21 protein-coding genes are annotated in these 22,671 nt (G+C 61.4%); 8 read left to right on the top strand and 13 right to left on the bottom strand.

Annotated elements, in window-relative coordinates; genetic code table 11:
* Positions 1-11: 11 nt before the first annotated feature.
* Positions 12-854, bottom strand: a complete 843-nt coding sequence (locus J3A64_RS02790; RefSeq protein WP_011775437.1) for a TIGR00730 family Rossman fold protein — start codon at positions 852-854, stop codon at positions 12-14.
* 163 nt (positions 855-1,017) lie between these two features.
* On the opposite strand from J3A64_RS02790, the gene J3A64_RS02785 reads away from it, so the two are divergent.
* The 4 genes from J3A64_RS02785 (at position 1,018) to J3A64_RS02770 (ending at position 4,349) form a co-directional block, all read left to right on the top strand.
* Positions 1,018-1,773 (top strand): amino acid ABC transporter ATP-binding protein, encoded by a 756-nt coding sequence (locus J3A64_RS02785; RefSeq protein ID WP_011775438.1) that lies wholly within the window; start codon positions 1,018-1,020, stop codon positions 1,771-1,773.
* A gap of 54 nt (positions 1,774-1,827) precedes the next feature.
* On the top strand, positions 1,828-2,703 hold the full coding sequence (locus tag J3A64_RS02780; protein ID WP_011775439.1) for a glutamate ABC transporter substrate-binding protein: 876 nt from the start codon (positions 1,828-1,830) through the stop codon (positions 2,701-2,703).
* A 96-nt stretch (positions 2,704-2,799) separates the two neighbouring features.
* Complete coding sequence (locus tag J3A64_RS02775) at positions 2,800-3,450, top strand: amino acid ABC transporter permease (protein ID WP_011775440.1); 651 nt, start codon at positions 2,800-2,802, stop codon at positions 3,448-3,450.
* Positions 3,447-4,349 (top strand): amino acid ABC transporter permease, encoded by a 903-nt coding sequence (locus J3A64_RS02770; RefSeq protein ID WP_014922296.1) that lies wholly within the window; start codon positions 3,447-3,449, stop codon positions 4,347-4,349. The genes J3A64_RS02775 and J3A64_RS02770 overlap by 4 nt, the downstream gene beginning before the upstream one ends.
* Before the next feature lie 71 nt (positions 4,350-4,420).
* On the opposite strand, the gene dapE is transcribed toward J3A64_RS02770, so the two are convergent.
* The gene (gene dapE / locus J3A64_RS02765; RefSeq protein WP_014922297.1) at positions 4,421-5,545 is read right to left on the bottom strand and encodes a succinyl-diaminopimelate desuccinylase; all 1,125 of its coding nucleotides are present in this window, start codon (positions 5,543-5,545) and stop codon (positions 4,421-4,423) included.
* A gap of 85 nt (positions 5,546-5,630) precedes the next feature.
* Between dapE and dapD the strand changes: the two genes are divergently transcribed.
* Complete coding sequence (dapD, locus tag J3A64_RS02760; RefSeq protein WP_011775443.1) at positions 5,631-6,656, top strand: 2,3,4,5-tetrahydropyridine-2,6-dicarboxylate N-succinyltransferase; 1,026 nt, start codon at positions 5,631-5,633, stop codon at positions 6,654-6,656.
* Positions 6,657-6,669: 13 nt separating this feature from the next.
* Positions 6,670-7,512: a hypothetical protein gene (locus J3A64_RS02755; RefSeq protein WP_014922299.1), complete on the top strand. Its 843-nt coding sequence runs from the start codon at positions 6,670-6,672 to the stop codon at positions 7,510-7,512.
* A gap of 17 nt (positions 7,513-7,529) precedes the next feature.
* On the opposite strand, the gene J3A64_RS02750 is transcribed toward J3A64_RS02755, so the two are convergent.
* A complete protein-coding gene (locus J3A64_RS02750) occupies positions 7,530-8,141 on the bottom strand; it encodes a hypothetical protein (RefSeq protein ID WP_011775445.1) in 612 nt (203 codons plus the stop codon).
* 82 nt (positions 8,142-8,223) lie between these two features.
* Entirely contained in the window at positions 8,224-8,850 is a 627-nt protein-coding gene (locus tag J3A64_RS02745; protein ID WP_210063587.1) for a TetR/AcrR family transcriptional regulator, read from the bottom strand.
* 80 nt (positions 8,851-8,930) lie between these two features.
* Here J3A64_RS02745 and galE point away from each other — a divergent pair, with 80 nt between their 5' ends.
* On the top strand, positions 8,931-9,971 hold the full coding sequence (gene galE / locus J3A64_RS02740) for a UDP-glucose 4-epimerase GalE (RefSeq protein ID WP_043470474.1): 1,041 nt from the start codon (positions 8,931-8,933) through the stop codon (positions 9,969-9,971).
* An 85-nt stretch (positions 9,972-10,056) separates the two neighbouring features.
* Here galE and J3A64_RS02735 read toward each other — a convergent pair whose 3' ends face one another.
* The 5 genes from J3A64_RS02735 to typA all read right to left on the bottom strand — a co-directional run bounded on the left by J3A64_RS02735 (position 10,057) and on the right by typA (position 15,762).
* On the bottom strand, positions 10,057-11,340 hold the full coding sequence (locus J3A64_RS02735) for a citrate synthase (protein ID WP_026005754.1): 1,284 nt from the start codon (positions 11,338-11,340) through the stop codon (positions 10,057-10,059).
* Positions 11,341-11,572: 232 nt separating this feature from the next.
* A complete protein-coding gene (dapC, locus tag J3A64_RS02730) occupies positions 11,573-12,721 on the bottom strand; it encodes a succinyldiaminopimelate transaminase (protein WP_011775448.1) in 1,149 nt (382 codons plus the stop codon).
* A 12-nt stretch (positions 12,722-12,733) separates the two neighbouring features.
* On the bottom strand, positions 12,734-13,060 hold the full coding sequence (gene fdxA / locus J3A64_RS02725) for a ferredoxin (RefSeq protein ID WP_017200392.1): 327 nt from the start codon (positions 13,058-13,060) through the stop codon (positions 12,734-12,736).
* 319 nt (positions 13,061-13,379) lie between these two features.
* Positions 13,380-13,811: a hypothetical protein gene (locus tag J3A64_RS02720; protein WP_210063586.1), complete on the bottom strand. Its 432-nt coding sequence runs from the start codon at positions 13,809-13,811 to the stop codon at positions 13,380-13,382.
* A gap of 34 nt (positions 13,812-13,845) precedes the next feature.
* Positions 13,846-15,762 carry a translational GTPase TypA gene (typA, locus tag J3A64_RS02715; RefSeq protein WP_011775451.1) on the bottom strand — a complete coding sequence of 639 codons (1,917 nt, stop codon included), beginning with the start codon at positions 15,760-15,762 and terminating at the stop codon, positions 13,846-13,848.
* Positions 15,763-15,922: 160 nt separating this feature from the next.
* On the opposite strand from typA, the gene J3A64_RS02710 reads away from it, so the two are divergent.
* Positions 15,923-16,918, top strand: a complete 996-nt coding sequence (locus J3A64_RS02710; protein ID WP_014922303.1) for an SGNH/GDSL hydrolase family protein — start codon at positions 15,923-15,925, stop codon at positions 16,916-16,918.
* Between the two features lie 227 nt (positions 16,919-17,145).
* On the opposite strand, the gene J3A64_RS02705 is transcribed toward J3A64_RS02710, so the two are convergent.
* The 4 genes from J3A64_RS02705 to J3A64_RS02690 all read right to left on the bottom strand — a co-directional run bounded on the left by J3A64_RS02705 (position 17,146) and on the right by J3A64_RS02690 (position 22,624).
* Entirely contained in the window at positions 17,146-18,861 is a 1,716-nt protein-coding gene (locus J3A64_RS02705; protein ID WP_238324338.1) for an ABC transporter ATP-binding protein, read from the bottom strand.
* 11 nt (positions 18,862-18,872) lie between these two features.
* Positions 18,873-19,856, bottom strand: coding sequence for an ABC transporter permease (locus J3A64_RS02700; protein WP_014922304.1), 984 nt, complete (start codon positions 19,854-19,856; stop codon positions 18,873-18,875).
* Positions 19,846-20,775, bottom strand: a complete 930-nt coding sequence (locus J3A64_RS02695) for an ABC transporter permease (protein ID WP_011775455.1) — start codon at positions 20,773-20,775, stop codon at positions 19,846-19,848. The genes J3A64_RS02700 and J3A64_RS02695 overlap by 11 nt, the downstream gene beginning before the upstream one ends.
* A 211-nt stretch (positions 20,776-20,986) precedes the next feature.
* Positions 20,987-22,624, bottom strand: coding sequence for an ABC transporter substrate-binding protein (locus tag J3A64_RS02690; RefSeq protein ID WP_014922306.1), 1,638 nt, complete (start codon positions 22,622-22,624; stop codon positions 20,987-20,989).
* Between the last annotated feature and the right edge of the window lie 47 nt (positions 22,625-22,671).

Raw genomic sequence — 22,671 nt, 5'->3', positions numbered from 1 at the left:
GAAACGGCCGCCTACTCCGGGCGCTGCTGGTTTCCGTTGGTGGTAGGCGGAAGTGGTGCGCCGTGCAGGACACGGTGCACGGCATCGGCGGGGTCGTCCACCAACTGGATCAGGTCGAGGTCCTTCTCGGACACCATGCCTTCTGCCACCAGGGTGTCCCTGATCCACTCAAGCATGGGTCCCCAGAACCGAACACCGAGCAGCACGATGGGGAACGAGGTCACCTTGCGGGTTTGGACAAGCACCATTGCCTCGAACAACTCATCCAAGGTGCCAAGCCCTCCGGGGAGCACTACGAAGCCCTGCGCGTACTTGACGAACATGGTCTTGCGGGCGAAGAAGTACCGGAAGTTGATGCCCAGGTCCACCCACTGGTTGAGTCCCTGCTCAAATGGCAGTTCAATGCCCAGGCCCACTGAGACTCCGTTGCCTTCCACGGCACCCTTGTTGGCAGCTTCCATGGATCCGGGGCCGCCACCGGTGATCACCGCGACCCCGGCTTCAGCGAGTTTGCGCCCCACGTCCACGGCCATCTCGTAGTACTCGGTTCCCGGCTTGGTCCGCGCCGAACCGAACACACTGACGGCAGGTCCCAGGTCAGCCAGGGCTCCAAAGCCCTCCACGAACTCACTCTGGATCCTCAGGACACGCCACGGATCGGTGTGGATGAATTGCCCGGCACCACTGGTATCCAGCAAATGCTGGTCCGACATTCCCGTGTCCGCTTGTTTGCGTCGGAGCTCAAGGGAGCCTTTGTGCTTGGCGGGTGCGATCTCCGAGGGGAGCGGCACGTGGGTGCCCGTGACGCGACCGTTGGCATCCGGGTGGGGAATGGGGTGCTGGCTGATGCTCATTGCCCAAGGCTAGCGCGGATGACGGCATGCTCCGTCGCTGCGACCCGCTTCTTGCATTGCAGTCTGGTATCTCGCTGGGGAGCAGGTTTCTGTTCAGTCACGATCTTCAGGAAGTTGCCGTGACCGTGGTCATATTTGCTTCTTTGTTCGCTAGATTCGTCGTATGACTACTCAAGCGTCCGGCGATGCCCTCGTCTCCCTGAACGGCGTCAACAAGCACTACGGTCAATTGCACGTCCTCAAGGACATCAACCTCCAGGTTCAAAAGGGTGAAGTCGTGGTGGTTATCGGACCTTCAGGTTCCGGTAAATCCACTCTCTGCCGTGCGATCAACCGTTTGGAAACCATCGACGACGGCGACATCGCCATCGACGGGAAGAAGCTCCCCGAAGAAGGCAAGGACCTAGCGCACTTGCGTGCCGACGTCGGAATGGTGTTCCAGTCCTTCAACCTGTTCGCCCACAAGACGATTCTTGAGAACGTCACGCTGGGCCCCATCAAGGTTAAGAAGGTGGCCAAGGGCACGGCTGACAAGGAGGCCATGGCCCTCCTTGAGCGCGTAGGCGTCGGGCACCAAGCACCGAAGCTTCCCGCCCAGCTCTCCGGCGGCCAGCAGCAGCGTGTGGCCATTGCCCGTGCTCTTGCCATGAAGCCGAAGGTGATGCTGTTCGACGAGCCCACCTCCGCGTTGGACCCCGAAATGATCAACGAAGTACTGGACGTCATGATCCAGCTGGCCAAGGAAGGCATGACCATGATCGTGGTCACGCACGAAATGGGCTTCGCCCGCAAGGCCGCTGACCGCGTGGTGTTCATGGCCGACGGTCAGATCGTGGAAGACGCAACTCCCGAGGAATTCTTCACCAACCCGAAGAGCACTCGCGCCAAGGACTTCTTGTCCAAGCTCTTGACCCACTAGCTCCTTACCGCCCGCACCCCGGCCGTAAGGCGGCCATCCAATGAAAGGAACATCATGAAGTCTCTTATTACCCGGAGGAAGTCACTCCTGGTGGCCGCATCGGCTGCGCTTGCCCTCTCGCTGAGCGCTTGCGGCGGCGGCAGCACAACCACTCCCCCGGTTGCCTCGGCAAGCTTTGAAGCCGGCACCACCATGGAGAAGCTGAACAAGGCCCAGACGATCAAAATCGGGACCAAGTTCGACCAGCCGTTGTTCGGCCAGAAGGGCCTGGATGGCAAGCCTGTCGGTTTCGACGTCGAAATGGGCAAGGCAATCGCCGCAAAGCTTGGTATTCCGGCTGACAAAATCGAGTGGGTAGAGACGGTCTCCCAGAACCGTGAGTCGTTCATCGAGCAGGGTCGCGTCGATCTTGTGATCGCCACGTACACCATCAACGATGCCCGCAAGGAAAAGGTCGCCTTTGCCGGCCCTTACTACGAAGCAGGCCAGGCGTTGCTGGTGAACAAGGACGATACCTCCATCACCAAGCCTGAAGATGTCTCGGGCAAGAAGGTCTGCTCCGTCACGGGTTCCACCCCGGCCAAGACCATCGCCGAAAAGTACGGCGCAGAGGTTGTCCCTGCGGCCACCTACACCGCCTGCCTGGAGCCCCTGCGTAACAAGCAGGTTGTCGCCGTTACCACCGACAACGTCATCCTCGCCGGCTACGTCGACAAGGAGCCGGACGCCTTCAAGCTCGCCTCGGATGAAACCTTCACCAAGGAGCCTTACGGCATCGGCCTGAAGAAGGATGACACCGTGTTCCGCAACTGGATCAACGACCAGCTTGAGGGATTCGCCAAGGACGATACGTACAAGAAGGCTTGGGAAGCCACTGCAGGCAAGGTCATCAAGACTGCCCCTGAACTTCCTGCCATCAACCGCTACTAGCTAGTCGGGACCCGTCAACTGCCGCCGCCCATCGGGACGGCGGCAGTTGACGAATCCAGGACCCTGTTCCCTGATTAGCTGCAGCCAAAGGAAGCCATGGACGCCGTCATAGCAAGCCTCCCCGAATATTGGGACGGATTTCTCCGAACCCTTTATCTCTCCGTAATTTCAGGAATCATTGCCCTCATTGTCGGCACACTCCTGGCGGCCATGAGGGTTTCCCCCGTGGCAGCACTTCGCGGTTTCAGCATGTTCTATGTTGAAGTGGCACGTAATACCCCATTGACCATCATTTTCTTTTTCGCCGCCATCGTTTTGCCCCGGTTGGGCGTTAAGTTCGAACAGTTCGAAGTCGCGGCCATCATCGCGTTGAGCAGTTACACGGCAGCCTTCATCGCCGAAGCCGTCCGTTCCGGCGTCAACAGCGTGCCTGTTGGCCAGGCGGAAGCTGCCCGCAGCGTAGGCATGACCTTCACACAGGTTTTGGGCTTCATCGTCCTCCCCCAAGCCGTACGCACCGTCATTCCTCCGTTGATCAACATCCTGATTGCACTGGTCAAGAACTCCTCGGTGGCCGGCGCGTTCTTTGTCCTGGAGCTTTTCGGTTACGGCCGCCAGCTCTCCAATGACTACGGCAACCAAGTCCTCTGGATCCTCCTTGGGGTGGCTTTCTTCTACCTCTTGATCACGGTTCCTTTGGGACTTCTGGCGCACTTTGTTGAACGAAAGGTGGCGATTGCCCGATGACATCGGTCCTGTACGACGTCCCCGGGCCCAAGGCCCGCCTGTATTCGCTCCTGGGCTCCGCCGCCGGAATTCTGATCATCCTCGGCATCCTCGCCATCGCCGTCACAACGCTGGCGCAGCAAGGCATCTTCGACGCAGACCGTTGGGAGATCTTCTACGGCCCCATGGCACCCGATGTCTGGAGCCTGATCGGCCAAGGCATCCTCGCCACGCTGGCCGCAGCCGCTGTGGCAGCCGTGATCGCATTCCCCTTGGGCATTGCGCTCTGCCTGCTGCGTATTTCCTTGATTCCCTGGATCCGGATACCCACGCAGGTAGTGCTTGAGTTCCTCCGCGGCATGCCCGTGGTCCTTATGATGTTGTTCGTCCTGCTGGTTTTCGCCACAGGTCAGTTCCAGGCCGTGGTTGTTGGCTTGGTTCTCTACAACGCCGCCATCTTCGCTGAGATCCTGCGCGCAGGCATCCAGTCTCTCCCCAAGGGACAACGCGAGGCTGGTCTGGCCATCGGCCTCCGCAGTTTCCAGTCACGGATGTCCATCGAGTTCCCTCAGGCTGTGCGCCGGATGCTTCCGTCTTTGGTTGCCCAGTTGGTGGTTCTGCTTAAGGACACCTCGCTCGGCTACATCGTGGGCTACGAGGAACTGCTGCGGAAAATCCAGATCATGGCCGACTTCCTCGGCCCTGACTTCCTGTTCCCCGCCTTCTTTGTGGGCGCTGCGATCTACATCCTGATCAACCTGACGGTGTCACGGATTGCGATCATGATTGAACGCCGCGGTTCCAAGAAGGCCGCCGGCGGCATGGCTCCGATGACAATTCGGACCGGCCTTGAAGGTACTGGCAACGACCCCGTTGCACAGAACGTCGTGCCTGGCGCGGAAAACCCGGAGAAGAAGTAACCCTCCACAATCGAAGAAGGTCCGCAGCTACCAAGCTGCGGACCTTCTTCTTTGCTGGGGGAATTTCGGGACTACGGTGTCAGCCAGGTCCTCAGTGCACGGAGGCACTCACGGATGGCTTCGGCGTCCACGTGCTCGTTGTCCTTGTGAGCCAGCAGCGGATCGCCGGGTCCGAAGTTCACTGCCGGGATGCCCAGCTCACTGAAACGCGCGACGTCGGTCCATCCGTATTTGGGCTTGGGCTCGGCACCGACTGCGGCAACGAAGGAGGCTGCGGCCGGGTGATTGAGTCCAGGACGCGCGCCGGCAGCGGCGTCCGTACGGACGACGTCGAATCCTTCCAAGAGGTCCCGGACGTGGGCCTCGGCCTGGTCCGGTGTTTTGTCCGGAGCGAAACGGTAGTTGATTTCCACCACGCAGCGGTCCGGGATCACGTTGCCGGCAGTTCCGCCGTTGATCTTCACCGCGTTGAGGCTCTCACGGTAATCGAGGCCGTCCACGTTGATGGTCTGCGGTTCGTAGTCGGCGAGCCGCGCCAGGATGGGTGCTGCGGCGTGGATCGCGTTGACGCCCATCCAGGCACGCGCAGAGTGGGCTGTTTCGCCGATGGTGGTGGCTTCGAAACGGCTGGTTCCGTTACAACCGCCTTCCACCGTGCCGTGGGTGGGCTCCAAAAGGATCGCGAAATCGCCCTGCAACAGGTCACCGTGGTTGCGGACCAACCTTCCGAGGCCGCTCTTGACCGCTTCCACTTCCTCATGGTCGTAGAAGACGAAGGTGACGTCCTTGTCCGGCTGCCGCCCGTCGTCGAACAGTGTTGCCGCGAGGGCGAGCTGCACCGCCACGCCACCCTTCATGTCTGTGGTCCCGCGCCCGTACAGGATGCCTTCACCGGGAACCCCGGACTCCCACGTGGCCGGAACGGTGCCCAGTGAGCCCTCCACGGTGGGAAGGGGCACGGTGTCCAGATGTCCGGCCAGGATGACGCGCTCGGAACGGCCAAGTTCGGTGCGCGCAATGATGGCGTCGCCGTCACGGGTCACGGTATAGGCCGGGATGGCACGAAGGGCGGACTCGACGGCGTCGGCGAGTTCGGTCTCGTTGCCGGACACGCTGTTGAAGTCAATGAGCGCGGCTGTCAGCACGGCAACGTCCTGGCGCAGGTCAAGGAGGGCGGGAGCAGGGTTCAGGGTCACCCGTCCAGCCTAATGCCCGCAATTGCGACTTCTATGGCATGAGACGGGTTTTAACCGACCTCTGCCTGCTGGATAGACTTGGCGCATGACTGAAACTGCTTCCTCTGCTGTGCCCGCAAACGCGCCCGCCAACCACCGATCAGCCTATGGCTTCGGCCTCGCCACCATCGCCACCTCGGCTTCCGGGGAAGCAACCGTGCTGGACGTCTGGTACCCGGCACCCGCGCTTGGTGTCGCCGCCGAAACCCTGCGCGACGTGGACAATGCCGATCCTGCGCTCACCGCACTTGCCGAGGAAGGCAAGGACACCGACCGCGGAACCGAGCAGAAGGTTGTCTTTGCACAGATCGACCTCGACGCCGCCCCTGCAGACACGGCCGACGCGTACCTGCGTTTGCACCTCCTCTCCCACCGTTTGGTCAAGCCGAACAGCATCAACCTGGACGGTGTCTTTGGCAAGCTGCCCAACGTTGTGTGGACCAACTTCGGTCCCGCAGCTGTGGACGGCTTCGAACTGACCCGTGCCCGCCTGCGCAAGCGCGGCAACGTTGTGGTCTTCGGCGTGGACAAGTTCCCGCGGATGGTCGATTACGTGGTCCCCTCCGGTGTTCGCATTGCCGACGCCGACCGCGTCCGTTTGGGTGCCCACCTCGCCGAAGGCACCACGGTCATGCACGAAGGATTCGTGAACTTCAACGCAGGAACCCTTGGCACTTCCATGGTGGAAGGCCGCATCTCGGCAGGCGTCGTGGCCGGTGACGGTACGGACGTCGGCGGCGGAGCGTCCATCATGGGCACGCTCTCCGGTGGCGGCAAGGAAAAGGTCGCACTGGGCGAGCGTGTTCTGCTCGGCGCCAACTCCGGCGTAGGCATCAGCATTGGCGACGACTCCGTGGTGGAGGCGGGCCTGTACGTCACCGCCGGTACCCGTGTGCGCGTTCCGGGCCCCAAGGACGAGAACGGCGAGGACACCAGCAAGATCATCAAGGCCGTGGAACTCTCCGGCGTTCCCAACCTGCTCTTCCGCCGCAACTCCACCACCGGCGGCGTGGAAGTACTTCCCCGCAAGGGCCAGACCGTGGAGCTGAATGAGGCTCTCCACGCCAACTAGCAGGAGAGAATCAATGCGCCGGTTCCGCCGCGCCATGGTTGCGGTGCTGGCTTTGGCCCTCGTAGCAGGTGCCATTTACGCAATAGTCGCAGTGCTGCAGCGCTCCGAGACCCTGGTCACGGAGCGCTGCTTTGCCATTGTCGGCTCTGAAAGCCATGAGCTTGCCACGGACCAGGCTGCGAACGCTTCGCTCATCTCCGCGATTTCGGTCCAGCGCGGACTTCCACCCAGGGCAGCGAGCATTGCCCTGGCCACGGCCATGCAGGAATCAAGGCTGCGCAACATCAATTACGGCGACGACGCCGGGCCGGACTCCCGCGGATTGTTCCAGCAGCGGCCCTCGCAAGGCTGGGGAACCGAAGAACAAGTCATGGACCCCGTCTATGCAAGCAACGCGTTCTTTGACGGACTGGTCAAGGTGGCTGGCTACGAATCCATGGAAATCACCCAAGCAGCACAAGCGGTCCAACGTTCCGCTTTCCCCCGCGCTTACGCCCAGCATGAGGGCATGGGCCGGGCCTTCGCTTCCGCTCTCACCGGACACTCCACCGCTTCTTTGAACTGCGAGTTGCGCATGCCGGAGGCGGCCGGTGACCCTGCCGTCGTCGTCGATGAATTCACGACGGCGTTCGGCACCCAAGCGGCCACCATTCAGGGTCGCTCGGTTCAGCTGGAGATCGGTGGAACGCAGGCCTGGGCTGTGGCTCACTGGGCGGTGGCAAACGCCAAGACCCTGTCCATCACGCAGGTGGACCTTGCAGGCCAGACGTGGAACAGGCAAAAACGCGACGGCTGGCAACCCTCTGCCGCGGCCTCCGAGGGCGTCACGATCACCGTATCGGCACCTACCACCTAAGCCCTACTGGAATTCCTTCAGGCGAGCAGCTCAACCACAGGCTGGACGTAACTGCGGAACACGTCAGGCTCGGACAGCAGGCGGTGGCTCATGATCATAGTGCTCGGTTCCAGATACCAGGCACGGGGTTCACTGAGTGGCAGCTCAATAATGGTGAGCTCGAAGTCGCGGGAACTGCGGCCGACTTCAAGGAGCCTGTCTTCCACCATTTCGTTCAGGACGTGCGTCACGCCGTTGGCTTCACGGGCTGCCTCAAGATGGGCGTACTCGTCAATCCTGTCCGTGGCCCATCCGAGCGCTGAACCAAAATGTGCCTGCAGGACGCGCTGCAGTGCCGGCGAGTTGCCGAAGGCCTTGAAGCTTGGCGGTGCCAGCTCAGGAGCCGGGTTGGGATAGGACTTCACCAGGCTCTCCCACCAGGCCTCCCACTCGGTCTTGAGCGCCGGGAAGCCCCCCACGTCAGAGGTGAGATGCTTGTGGTCGGCATGCCGGACTTTCGGAGCAGCGTGGGAGAGCATCGGTTTGCCGGCGCCATCCAGTCCCGCTACATCGCGCAAGTACAGGGCGATGAGCATCGGCCCGGACGTATCCATAGTGATGCGCCATCCCGGGCCGCCTGACTCGTGCATGCGAATTCCTCCCTTGGCAGGTCCCCGACATGTCCCAGTCTATTCCCGATGGCTGCGGACGGTAATGGCGCTGCAGGATGGTTTAGCGGTGGACTGGCACGGCTCCCAGGGATCGCAGGTGGGCTGTGAGGACGTCGCTGCACATCTCCGCGGTCATCCACTCGGGCTGCAGCAGCGCGTGCATGCAGAGCCCGTCCATGGTGGCCAAGAGCCTTTCAGCTTCAGTCACCAGGGTTTGCTGCGCGTCAGCCCCGCCCGGGCTCAGGATCATGATCAGGCGACCGACGATGGCGGCCACAGCGCGGTGGCTGCGCTCGGCTTCGTCGGCCAGGACGGGCTTGATCCTGGCGGCGTGCCGGAACGCCATCCAGACGCACGCGTCTACCGCCAGCTCCTCGTCCAAGGGCAGGACCTGTCCCAGGAGATTCAGCACGGCGTTGTGCTGCTCAGGGCTTTCCGGTGATGCTTCCTCGACGGACGTGAGCGCCGCCTCAAGACGCCCGGCGATGCGATCAATGACTGCCCCGAAGGAGAAAACCAGAAGTTCATCACTGCTGGCGAAGTAGTGCCGCACCGAGCCAACAGCCAGCCCCGCTTCGTCAGCTACTTCCCTGAGGGATGCCCGTTCCAAGCCGTCGCTGGCAATGATCCGGAAGACAGCTTGGACAACTTCAAGGCGCCGGGCTTCGGCATCAACAATTTTGGGCACCAGTATTTTTTAGCACGAACGTGCTTCAACACCGCTCAACAGAGAGCGGCGTGGCTCCGATTTCCGCTAGCGTAGGAACCATGAAAATTCTTGTCACGGGTGGCACCGGCTACATCGGTTCCCACACCGTTTTGTCCCTTCAGGAAGCCGGCCACGACGTCGTTGTGCTCGACAACCTCGTGAACTCCAGCGAGGAATCCCTCCGCCGGGTGTCGGAGCTCACCGGCAAGACCGCCGCCTTCCACCAGGTGGACCTGGTGGACGAGCCCGCAGTTGAGGCCGTGTTCGACCAGCACCAGATCGACGCCGTGATCCACTTCGCGGGACTGAAGGCCGTGGGAGAGTCCGTCCAGGAACCCCTCGCCTACTACTACAACAACATCGTGGGCACCCTGAACCTGCTCCGCGCCATGGACAAGCACAACGTGCGCTCCATCGTGTTCAGCTCCTCAGCCACCGTGTACGGCGAGCACAACCCGATCCCCTACATCGAGAAGATGGAAATCGGCGCCAATAACCCGTACGGCCGCACCAAGGAACAGATCGAGGACATCCTCTCGGACCTGGGCAACGCCGATGACCGCTGGCATATCGCACTGCTGCGCTATTTCAACCCCGTGGGCGCACACCCGTCCGGCCGCATCGGCGAGGACCCCCAAGGCATCCCGAACAACCTTGTCCCCTTCATCGCACAGGTAGCCGTGGGACGCCGCGAGAAGCTCATGGTCTTTGGTGGCGACTACGACACCCCCGATGGCACCGCCCAGCGTGACTACATCCACGTAGTGGACTTGGCAGACGGCCACGTAGCAGCCCTGAACTACATCGCCGAGCGCGCCGGCGTCCGCCGCTGGAACCTTGGCTCCGGCCGCGGTTCGTCCGTTCTCGAAGTACTGCGCTCCTTCGAGAAGGCCGTGGGCCAGCCCATTCCGTACGAGATCACCGGCCGCCGCGCCGGCGATCTCCCCGCCTTCTGGGCCGACGCTTCGTCCGCCCTCGCTGACCTTGGATGGTCCACCACCAAGACCGTGGACCAGATGTGCGAGGACCACTGGCGCTGGCAGAAGAACAACCCTTACGGCTACAACGCTGCCGAGCCTGCCGCGGCGAGCAACGCCTAATCCGCCGCAAACACGGCAAGCAACGACGGCGGCCGCCCACCTCGCGAGGTGGGCGGCCGCCGTCGTTATTGACGCTGTTGCCGTATCAGTTGGCCGGGTAGTTGCGCTCCGGCTCCCCTGTGTAGAGCTGCCGCGGGCGGCCGATCTTCGTCTGGGGGTCGTTGATCATTTCGCGCCACTGGGCAATCCAGCCCGGGAGGCGTCCAATGGCGAAGAGGACGGTGAACATCTTCTCCGGGAAGCCCATGGCCTTGTAGATGAGGCCGGTGTAGAAGTCGACGTTCGGGTACAGCTTGCGCTGGATGAAGTAGTCATCGGCCAGTGCCTTCTCTTCAAGGCGCATGGCGATGTCCAGCAGTTCGTCGTTGCCGCCAAGCTTGCCCAGAACTTCGTGTGCCGTTGCCTTGATGATCTTGGCGCGGGGATCGTAGTTCTTGTAGACGCGGTGTCCGAAGCCCATGAGGCGGACGCCGTCTTCCTTGTTCTTGACCTTCTCCATGTAGTCCTCGGGCTTGATGCCGTCGGCCTGGATCTGGCGGAGCATCTTCAGTACGGCCTCGTTGGCACCACCGTGCGCCGGGCCGAAGAGGGCGTTGATGCCGGCGGACACCGACGCGAAGAGGTTCGCGTTGGACGAGCCCACCAGTCGCACGGTGGACGTGGAACAGTTCTGCTCGTGATCGGCGTGAAGGATGAGCAGGAGGTCGAGGGCCTTGACGACCACCGGGTCCATTTCGTACTGCTCGGCGGGAAGGCCGAAGCTAAGGCGCAGGAAGTTCTCCACAAGGTTCATGGAGTTGTCCGGGTAGAGCATCGGCTGGCCGATGGACTTCTTGTGCGCATAGGCAGCGATAACCGGCAGCTTGGCCATGAGGCGGATGGTGGAAACTTCCACGTGCTCCGCGTTGAAGGGATCCAGCGAGTCCTGGTAGAACGTGGACAGCGCCGAAACAGCCGAGGAGAGAACCGGCATGGGGTGGGCGTCGCGCGGGAATCCGCCGAAGAAGCCCTTGAGCTCTTCGTGCAGGAGCGTGTGGCGACGGATGCGCTGATCGAACTCCTCCAGCTCCGTGGGAGTGGGGAGGTTGCCGTAGATCAGCAGGTAGGAAACCTCGAGGAAGCTCGAGTGCTGCGCGAGCTGCTCGATGGGGTAACCGCGGTAGCGCAGGACACCTGCGTCGCCGTCGATGTAGGTGATGGCCGAGGTGGTGGCCGCTGTGTTCATGAAGCCGGGGTCATAGGCAACGGCGCCCGTCTGCTTCAGCAGCTTGGAAACGTCATAACCTTCGTTTCCTTCTACAACCTTGATGCGCGGCAGTTCGAGTTCGCCGCCGGCATGGCGCAGTGTCGCGCTGGTGGTCTCAGTCATGGAGTCCCCTTCATGAGGCCTTTGGGCCTCTATCGAACGCTTGTCCAACCAACTTCTGGTGCCGCCGCCTTCGACCCTACTGTTGCAGGGCTCCAACGACCGAAGTGCTTTCTTAGTGAAGGCCACCATTGATAGTCAGTTAAAAAGTTACCGCCAGTAACCCTACGGAACTAATCCGTGCCGTCCGGTTACTGGCGGAATGACGCTATTAGTGGTGCAAGTCACAGCATTGTTATGAGGCTGTGGTGAGCCGTTCAACGGCGGCATCAATTCGCTCGTCGCTTCCGGTGAGGGCCACCCGGATGAATCCGTTGCCGGCATCGCCGTAGAAAACGCCCGGGCCCACCACGATGCCAAGTTCAGCGAACCGCGCCACCGTATCCCAGGTGGCTTCGCCGGCCGTGGACCAGAGGTAGAGTCCCGCTTTGGATTCGTGGATTGTCAGCCCGAACTTTTCAAGCGCCGGCACGATCCTCTCGCGTCGCCCCCGGTACAGGTCCTTCTGGGCCAGGACATGGCCGACATCTCCCAGCGCAACACGCATGGCTTCTTGCACAGGGTAGGGAACGATCATGCCCGCATGTTTGCGGCTGTTGACCAGATTCGCCATGATCGCCGAATCTCCGGCCACGAACGCGGCACGGTACCCGGCAAGGTTCGACTGCTTGCTGAGCGAGTAGACACACAGCAGGCCATCCGTGGAACCACCGGTAACCCGGGGATCCAGGATGCTGGGGACGGCTTCCCCGCCGCGCTGGGCATCCCATTCGCCCCAGCCCAGCTCCGCGTAGCACTCGTCAGAGGCCACGACCGCTCCGAGCTCACGGGCCTGAGCTACGATCCTTTGGAGTGACTCAACGTCCCGGACGCTGCCCGTGGGATTGCCCGGTGAGTTAATCCAGATCAAGCGCACTTTAGCGCGGGTGGCTGGATCGAGTTCATCCAAGTCGTCAGCTGCAACGGCAGTGGCACCTGCCAGTGAGGCTCCGATGTCGTAGGTCGGGTACGCGACGGTGGGACGCACAACGACGTCCCCGGCGCTCAAACCCAACAGGAACGGCAACCAAGCCACCAGCTCCTTTGAACCCACCGTCGGCATGACGTCCTTGGGATCCAGCCCCGGGACGCCGCGACGACCGGCGAACCAGTCCACAACGGCCTGCCGCAAGGCTTCCGTACCGTGAACCGTGGGATAGCCGTGGGCGTCGGCAGCGTTGGCCAGAGCCTCACGGATCAGCCCGGGGGTGGGGTCCACCGGCGTTCCGATAGAGAGATTCACTGCACCGCCGGGATGCTTGGCGGCCGTGGCAACATACGGCGCCATGGCCTCCCAGGGGTAGTCAGGCAGGTTCAGGCCGAAAGCCGGCGCCGCGGAAATCAAAGAAACTACCGCCTAGTGGTCTTGGTTCTGCGGGGGCAGCGCGGCGATGTACGGGTGATCCTTGCCCGTGTTGCCGATCTTGGCGGCACCGCCCGGGGAACCGAGATCGTCAAAGAACTCCACGTTGGCCTTGTAGTAGTCGGCCCACTCCTCCGGGGTGTCATCCTCGTAGTAGATGGCCTCAACCGGGCACACGGGTTCGCAGGCACCACAGTCGACACATTCATCGGGGTGGATGTAGAGGGAACGCTCACCTTCGTAAATGCAGTCGACAGGGCATTCTTCAATACATGCCTTGTCCTTGACATCTACACACGGCTGCGCGATTACGTACGTCACGTCCCAGACCTCTCCACGGTTTGTCCCGGCGATAGCCGGGGTAATACGGCCGGCATCATGCCGGGCACTCAACTTCCGAGCCTATTATCCAACAGTGCGCTGACGCCAACCTAGCCCGCGTCTTAGTATGAAACGGTGACTCCCCCGAATTTGCCGCCCCGACAATTCCTTCTCGACGCAGAACCAGGCATCCGGGTGGTGGTCCGCTACCGGATCGAGGACGGGTTGACGGACGCCTTGGGCTATCTGGTGGGAACCACGGAAGGTTCCTGTACCGTACGGACCCGTACTGCCGACGTCGAAATTCCGTTGGCAATGGTTATCGCGGCGAAAGAGGTTCCCCCGCCACCGCCGCGGCGTCAGTCCGCCCGCGTCGCATCCGACTAACAACCAGCGGTTTAACAGCCATAAGCATGATTAACGTCACTACGCCGATGCCGAAGACCCACACGTTGCCCACCGCGTCACCAAGTATCAACTGCTTGGCCGCACCGGCTGAGGACAGGAAGCCGACGGCGGCATAGCTCACCACGCCTGCCACCGCCGTCGGTACTACCGAGCGGGACCACGAAGCGAGCCACAACTGCACAGAGGCAAGCAGCAGCAGCGCAGCGGCCACGCCCCATGAGATCTCCACCCCGGACCAAAGCAAAGTCTGCCGGTGCAAAACCGTACCGGCCAAGGCGACGAAAAGAGCCGCCGGCACGGCCGTGGCAATGCCACGGACCGAACCGGCGACTCTTCTCTTCATTCAGCTGTTCCTGACTGGTTCAGACCAGTACAGGCTAGGACTTGGCGCGGGCGCGGTTGGCCTTGGCGCGCTCGTTGGAGTCCAGGATGACCTTGCGGATACGGATATCTTCCGGCGTAACCTCAACGCATTCGTCCTCACGGGCGAACTCGAGGGACTCTTCGAGGGTGAGATCGCGCGGCGGCGTCAGGTTCTCGAAGGAGTCAGAGGAAGCTGCACGCATGTTGGTGAGCTTCTTTTCCTTGGTGATGTTCACATCCATGTCATCAGCGCGGGAGTTCTCGCCCACGATCATGCCTTCGTAAACCTCGGAGGTGGGCTTCACGAAGAAGGAACCACGTTCCTGCAGGTTGATCATGGCGAACGGCGTAACAACACCGGCGCGGTCGGCGATCATCGAACCGTTGGTGCGGTATTCGATGGGACCGGCCCACGGCTCGTAGCCTTCGGAGATGGAAGCTGCGATACCGGCGCCGCGGGTGTCCGTGAGGAACTTGGTGCGGAAGCCGATCAGGCCACGTGCAGGCACGATGAATTCCATGCGGCACCAGCCCGTACCGTGGTTGGCCATGTTGGTCATGCGGCCCTTACGGGCAGCCATGAGCTGGGTGACGGAGCCGAGGTACTCTTCCGGCACGTCGATGGTCATGTGCTCCATCGGCTCGTGGATCTTGCCGTCGATGGTCTTGGTGACAACCTGAGGCTTGCCCACGGTCAGCTCGAAGCCTTCGCGACGCATCTGCTCAACCAGGATGGCCAGCGCGAGCTCACCACGTCCCTGGACTTCCCAAGCGTCGGGACGCTCGGTGGGGAGGACCTTGATGGAGACGTTACCGATCAGTTCCTTGTCCAGGCGATCCTTCACCTGGCGGGCGGTGACCTTGGCGCCCTTGACCTTGCCGGCCAGCGGCGAAGTGTTGATACCGATGGTCATGGAGATCGCGGGATCGTCCACAGTGATCAGCGGCAGCGGCTGCGGGTTCTCGGCGTCCGTGAGGGTTTCACCGATGGTGATGTCCTCGATGCCGGCGACGGCAACGATTTCACCCGGGCCGGCGGACTCGGCAGGTACACGGGTCAGAGCCTTGGTGGCCAGCAGTTCGGTGATCTTGACGTTCTTGAGCTCACCGTTGGCGCGCGCCCAGGCCACGGTCTGGCCCTTGCGGAGGGTGCCGTTGTAGATGCGGAGCAGGGCGAGGCGGCCAAGGAACGGCGATGCGTCCAAGTTGGTCACGTGTGCCTGCAGCACGCCGTCCGGGTTGTACGTCGGAGCGGGGATGTGCTCGATGATGGTCTTGAAGAGGGGCTCGAGGTCCTCATTCTCCGGAGCCGAGCCGTTGTCCGGCTGGTCCAGGGACGCACGGCCAACCTTTGCAGCGGCGTAGACGACGGGAACTTCGAGGACCTTGTCCAGGTCCAGGTCCGGAACTTCGTCGGCGAGGTCCGAAGCGAGGCCCAGGAGCAGGTCCATGGACTCGTGGACAACTTCGTCGATGCGGGCGTCGGGACGGTCGGTCTTGTTGACCAGGAGGATGACCGGGAGGTGCGCGGCAAGGGCCTTGCGGAGCACGAAGCGGGTCTGGGGCAGGGGGCCCTCGGAGGAGTCGACCAGAAGGACGACGCCGTCAACCATGGAGAGACCGCGCTCTACCTCGCCACCGAAGTCGGCGTGGCCAGGAGTGTCGATGACGTTAATGGTGATGGTCTCGCCGTTGGACGACGGGCCGTTGTAGGCAACCGTGGTGTTCTTCGCGAGGATGGTGATGCCCTTTTCGCGCTCCAGGTCACCGGAGTCCATGACACGGTCCTCAACCTCACCATGGGAAGCGAAGGAGTTGGTCTGCTTGAGCATGGCGTCGACCAGGGTGGTCTTGCCGTGGTCAACGTGTGCGACGATCGCGACGTTGCGCAGATCGCTCCGCGACGCAGTGTTGGTGATGGTTTCAGACATGCGTTAATGACTCGTTTCAGTGGTGAAGTCAGCTGTTTGTATCCGCGCGCATACCTGATCGACTTGATCGGAACACACAGCGAAAAGACCCCGGGACACAGGGCACCTGCATCCAGTCTAAACGCAGTTGCATTTCTCAGCCTAAAAAGCAAGCGATTCAGTGCTGCAATGTGGTGCTGCTCACACTTTCGAGTTGTTACGTAAACGCAAGTCCAGATGCTGGATTTTCCATGCCCCGTGCACCATGATGGGCTGCAGAACCAGTGCCATGTGGAGAACAACGATGCGAAACGCTCCGGCCGTGTTCCGCCTGCTCGCACCATTGATCGCCATCGGCGTTCTTTCGGTGGGCTGCGGACCAAGCCCAGCACCAATCAGCGCCCCCTCTGGCTCAACCGCGCCCGGGCCCGCGCAGACATCGGCCGCGGATAAACCGCTCAGGATCGCCCCGGCCCCCAGCTCGCTGAACCTACCCGTGGGCTCGCTGTACAAAAACCCCGCGAACAACCGCAGCGAAGTGGTTCTCGCAGACGTGCGCCACACGGCTGTACTCATCGGCGACTCCCAGTCAATGCCGAAGGACTCCTGGCCGCAGCAGGGCATCGCAGCCATGGGCTACAAACTGCACGTCGTAGGCATGGGCGGCACCGGGTACGTGGCCAGCAATGGCAAGACAGGAAACTACATCGATGCGTTGCAACGCGGCGACTGGGTGCTGCCCTTCGGCGACCCGCCGCTGATCGTGATCCAAGGTGGCGGCAACGACGCCACACAACGTGCCACCGACGCCCAGATCACCAGCAACGCCGAGCGGCTTCTCGCCGCCCTGAAGAAGCGCTACCCCGGCACCACGCTGGCCATGATTGGAACCCTTGCCAGGGGCGTGAGCAACGGAGGCGGACGCCGCACGGAAATAGATGCCCTCCTGGGCCGCATCGCCGCCAAGCACGCCATACCGTTCGTCAGCGCGGGCGATTGGCTCACCCGCTACAACGCGATTGTGGATCTCCAGGATGGCGTGCACTTGAAGCCGGCCGGGCATGCAAAGCTGGGCGCCGCCCTGGCTCACGAATTCACTGCGCTTGGCCTCACGGCACGCCCGGACAGCGCCGCCTCCGCACCGGAATCTGCACCTGAATCTGCACCTGCGCAGTAGAGCGCGCGTTGCGGGGCCCGCTCTGCACGCTTCGTGAGCCCTTTTGCGCGCAGAGCAGGCCTCACAATACGTAGTTGCGCGTTGCGCGGCCCGCTCTGCACGCTTCGCGAGCTTTATGACGTGCACAGCAGGCCTCACAACACGAAGTTAACGGCAAGAGCCGGTGGTTCCCTTCCGGGGAACCACCGGCTCTGTTGCTGACCGGCTGATGAAACTTACGACGCCGGTCAGGCCACCTCTGGGGGCAACAGCAGCGAACCACCCGGGATGGCGTCCAGAAGTGCCTGCGTGTAGGCCTCCCTCGGGTTGTCGAACACGTCATCCGTGCTGCCAGTCTCCACAAGCTTGCCCTTCTGCATGACGCAGACGTGATCCGCAATCTGCCGCACCACCGCAAGGTCGTGGGTGATGAACAGGTACGTCAGGCCGAGGTTGTCCTGCAGGTCAGCCAAGAGGTTCAGCACCTGGGCCTGAACGAGGACGTCCAGTGCGGAGACCGCTTCATCACAAATGATGACTTCCGGATCCAAGGCCAAGGCACGCGCAATGGCAATGCGCTGGCGCTGGCCACCGGAGAGTTCGTTGGGGTAACGGCGCATGGTGGACTGCGGCAGCGCCACCTGGTCCAGAAGCTCGCGTACTTTCTTCTCACGACTGGCCTTGTTGCCAATCTTGTGGGTCCTCAACGGCTCTTCAATGGTGCGGAAGATGTTGTACATCGGGTCGAGGGAACCATACGGGTCCTGGAAGATCGGCTGAACCCGGCGACGGAACTTGAACAGATCCTTGCTGCCGAGCGTGGACGTGTCCACGCCGTCAAAGATGATCTTTCCAGACGTCGGTTCCAGCAAGTTGAGGACCATTTGTGCCACTGTGGACTTGCCGGATCCCGACTCGCCAACAATCGCCGTGGTGGTTCCACGCTTGACAGCAAAAGACACGGAATCCACGGCGGTGAAGTCCGTGGACTTGCCAATTCCTCCACGAAGCTTGAAGACCTTGGTCAGGTCCTGGACCTTCAGGACCTCCTCCGGCAGAGCCGTCTCGACGACGACGGGCTCAACAGGAGCCAGCAGCTCCTCCGACTCAATACCCTGCTCCTTGGCAACCTGGATACGACGTGACGCCAGGGACGGCGCCGAAGCAACCAGCCGCTTAGTGTAGGGGTGCCGGGGGTTACGGAGAAGTTCCAGAGACGGGCCGGACTCCACAACCTGGCCCTTGTACATGACAACTACCTTGTCCGCGCGCTCAGCTGCGAGGCCGAGATCGTGGGTAATGAGCAACACAGCCGTTCCCAGCTCGGAGGTCATCTTGTCCAAGTGATCCAGAATTTGCCGCTGGACCGTAACATCAAGGGCAGAAGTCGGCTCATCCGCGATCAGGAGGCGCGGCTGGCACGAAAGCCCAATCGCAATGAGCGCGCGCTGGCGCATACCCCCGGAGAACTCGTGGGGGTACTGTTTGGCGCGGCGGGTGGCGTCGGGCAGACCGGCTTCGGAAAGCACCTTGGCCACGTCCTCGGGTCCGGAAGGGAGCCCGTTCGCTTTCAACGTCTCCTTGACCTGGAATCCGATCTTCCAGACGGGATTCAGGTTGGACATGGGATCCTGCGGAACCATCCCAATGGAATTGCCGCGAAGCTCGATCATCCGCTTCTCGCTGGCATGGGCAATGTCTTCGCCGTCAAACAGAATTTCGCCGCCGGCAACTCGGCCATTCCCGGGAAGCAGCCCGATGGCCGCCAGGGCTGACGTCGATTTCCCTGAGCCTGACTCCCCCACGATCGCCACAGTTTCCCCAGGCATGACCGTGAGGTGGGCGTTCCTCACAGCATTGACCTCACCATTACTGGTGGTGAAGTTGATCGCGAGATTCTTGATCTCCAGCAGCGGACGCTCCGAGCCAGCGACTTCTTCCTGGATGTGAACTGAAGAGTTCATGGCTTCGCCTTTCATCGTTTACGCGCCTTGGGGTCCAGGGCATCCCTGAGGGCATCGCCCAGCATGATGAAGCTCAAGACTGTTATGGAGAGAGCAATGGCCGGGTAGAGCAAGGGCATCGGGTTGGATCGCAATGATGCCTGAGCGGCCTGGATGTCATTGCCCCAGGACATGACACTCGGCGGCAGCCCAATACCAAGGAAGGAGAGGGTTGATTCTGCGACGATGAAGGTGCCCAGGGAGATCGTGGCCACGACGATGATCGGCGCGAGCGAGTTCGGCAAGACGTGGCGCAGCAGTGAGCGGAAACGTGAAACGCCCAAGGACCTGGCCGCCATGACAAAGTCAGCATTCCTGACCTCAATCACAGCGCCTCTGGTGATTCGCGCGATTTGGGGCCAGCCAAAGACAATCAGGATCAACACCAAGGTCCACACCGTGCGGTTGGCGCGGAACACGGGAAGCTGCATCATGACGATCGCGCCCAGGATCAGGGGCAATGCGAAGAAGATGTCCGTCAGGCGGGCCAGCAGGGCATCAGCCCAGCCACCGTAGTAGCCGGCAAGGGCACCCACAACGCCGCCGAACAGAACCACGCCGATGGTAGTGAAGAGACCCACCGTCACTGACGAGCGGGTACCAAAAATAACGCGGGCGTAAACGTCGCAACCTTGCTGGGTAAAACCAAGCGGGTGTCCGCTCGTTGGTCCACCATCCGAGTTGGCCAACTGGCACGCCTCAGAGGACGGATCGATCTGTGAGAACAGGCCCGGGAACAGGGAAACCACTACAACGGCCAGAATCATCACAGCCGAGATGATGAACAACGGCTGCTTGCGAAGGTTCTTCCAAGCCTCACCCCACAGGCTTGAAGGAGCGCTGTCTTCCTTGACCTTGTCCGTGGCCTGAAGCGGCGTCTCGTCAAGGTCGGCAACAAAGTGCTCGATGTGTCGGCGGGCGGTGTGCTGCCCGGTCAGGTTACTTTCAGGAGTCATAGCGGATCCTCGGGTCAAGCCAGGCGTATAGGAGGTCAACAAGCAAGTTGGAGAGGCAATAGATCAAAACCAACACCGTGACAATGGAGACCACCGTGGGTCCCTCACCCGACAAGACGGCACGATAGAGCCTGTTGCCCACGCCGGGAACGTTGAAGATGCCTTCCGTGACGATCGCGCCACCCATCAGCGTGCCCAAGTCTGCGCCCAGGAATGTCACCACTGGAATAAGGGAGTTACGCAGAATGTGGACGTTGACAACCCTGAAGCGGGACAGTCCCTTAGCAGTCGCTGTCCGGACATAATCGGCGTTCATGTTCTCTATGACGCTGGTCCGGGTCAAGCGGAGAACATACGCAAAGGAAGCCAACCCAAGGACGATTGCCGGCAGGATCAAATCCTGTACGGTTGCGGCCGCACTGACAGTTGGTTTCGCCCACCCCAACTGCACACCGATGAAGAACTGGAGTATGAAGCCAAGGACGAAGATCGGGATACCGATAACGATCAGGGAGGCGATCAAAACGGTTCCGTCAAAGAGCTTGCCCTTGCGCAGACCGGCAATGAGCCCGAAAGCAATGCCGAAGACTGCTTCAAAGATCAAAGCCATCACTGCAAGGCGGGCCGTCACAGGAAATACCTCGCCGAGGACGGCGGCAATGGGGCGGCCGGAGAAGTCCTGGCCGAGGTCGAACGTGAAGATGCTCTTGAGATAGAGCAGGTACTGGATGATGAAGGGCTGGTCCAGGTTGTACTGAGCCCTCAGCTTTGCAGCAACAGCCTCATTGACAGGCTTGTCGCCGAACAGCGCGGCAATGGGGTCGCCAGGAAGGCTGAACACCAGGAAGTAGACCAGCAGCGTGGCCCCAAGGAAAACGGGGATCAACTGGAGGAAGCGTTTGAGGATGTATGTCGCCATCAGCGCATCACACCCCGATCAGCAGGCACCCTGTCCATGGGTGCAGCGGAGTTGTTCATCGAAGAACCTTTTCGTCTGATGTGCAAACGTTCCAAGCCAAGGCAAGCGAAGGTCTGCACAAGGACGCCCAACCGGAGTTGGGCGTCATTGATTTGCAACGTGATACGGCGGCGGAAGCACTCAGCTGAGCACCTCCGCCGCCGTTTCGCGGTTACTTGCCAGTGATGTTGTAGTACAGCGGGACGCCGTCCCAACCGTAGTCAACATTCGTGACGCCTGTGCTCCAGCCACCCTGTGATACCTGGTACCACAGCGGAATAGCCGGCAGGTCCTGCAGCAGGATTTCCTGGGCCTTGTTCATGGCCTTGTTGCCTTCAGCCACGGACGGTGCGGACAGTCCATCGGAAATGGCCTTGTCGAACGTCGGGTTCTCATAGCGGGCGTCGTTCGAGCCAGCGCCGGTCTTGTAGATCGGGCCGAGGAAGTTGTACAGCGACGGGTAGTCTGCCTGCCAACCGGCGCGGATTGCACCAGTCAACTTGCCGGTCGTAGCAAGATCGCGGGCTTCCTTGAACGTTGCGAACGGAAGTCCCTCTGCCTTGATGCCGAGGTTGTTCTTCAGCTGGTTGGTAAGAGCCTCAACCCAAGCCTTGTGACCGCCCTTGTCAGCGTTGTACGCAATGGTGAAGGCAGTGTTCGGATCCCACTTCTGGATGGCGTCTGCCTTGGCCCAGAGTTCCTTGGCCTTGGTGGCGTCGAAGTTCAGGTTGTCCGAGCCCGGGATGCTGTCGCTGTAGCCGTCCAGGACGGGAGCAGTGAAGTCCTTGGCAGGCTGGCGGCCGCCGCTGAAGATCACCTTAGTGATCTCTTCCCGGTTGATGGCCATGGAGATTGCCTGGCGACGGAGCTTGCCGGCTTCTCCGCTCCACTCCGGGAGGTATTCCGGAATGGCGATGGTCTGGTTGCCGGCGTAGGGCTTCTCGATGAAGCGGTCGCCAAGGTCAGACTTGAAGTTCTTCAGCGCGCTGGTGGGGATGACCTGCAGGATGTCCAGGTTGTTGGACAGGAGATCCTGGTATGCGGCGTCATCGTTCTGGAAGATCTTGAACGTCACGCCACCGTTCTTTGCCTTACGAGGACCGTTGTAGTCCGGGTTGGGGACGAGCTGGATCTGCACGTTGTGCTGCCAACCGTTTTCCGCCATCTTGTACGGGCCGTTGCCTACCGGCTTTTCGCCGTAGGTCTTGGGGTCTGCGAGTGCCGCCGCCGGGACCGGCATGAACGCCGTGTAACCGAGACGCAGCGGCCAGTCAGATTCCGGCTGCTTGAGTTCAACGGTGAACGTGGTGTCGTCGACGACCTTGAGGCCGGACAACGTGTCCACAGTGGAACCCTCTGCACTTGCTTCGTCGTAACCCTTGATGCTCTCAAAGAAGGTGGCGCTCAATTGCGCGTTCTTTGCTGCTGCACCGTAGTTCCAAGAGTCCACGAACGTCTTAGCCGTGATGGCGTCACCGTTGGTGAACTTCTGGTCCTTCTTGATCTTGATGGTGAAGTTCTGTGCGTCGGGCGCCTCAATGGACTCCGCCAGCTCGTTTACCGGCTTTCCGGACGGGTCATAGCTGACAAGGCCGGAGAAGATCAGAGTTGCAATCTTTCCGCCGCCAACCTCGTTGATATCGGCCGGCATCAGCGGACGCTGCGGCTCCGAGCCGTCGGCAATGATGACCTTGTTCGGGTCACCCGCAGATGTACCGGAGTCGTTGCTGCCGCCGCCACCGCAACCGGTAGCTGCGAGGGCGATGATCGCCGCTACGCCTAGAGCTTTGGAAGTGCGCGAGAAACGCATTCCGCCTCCTATGTGTCGTGGAGTTGAGCAGGGAAAATTCGTGATTT

Source organism: Pseudarthrobacter sp. PvP004 (genome assembly GCF_017876035.1).
GTDB lineage: Bacteria > Actinomycetota > Actinomycetes > Actinomycetales > Micrococcaceae > Arthrobacter > Arthrobacter aurescens_A.
Note: the sequence above shows the minus strand (reverse complement) of the source record. Positions and strands in the feature narration are given on the sequence as shown.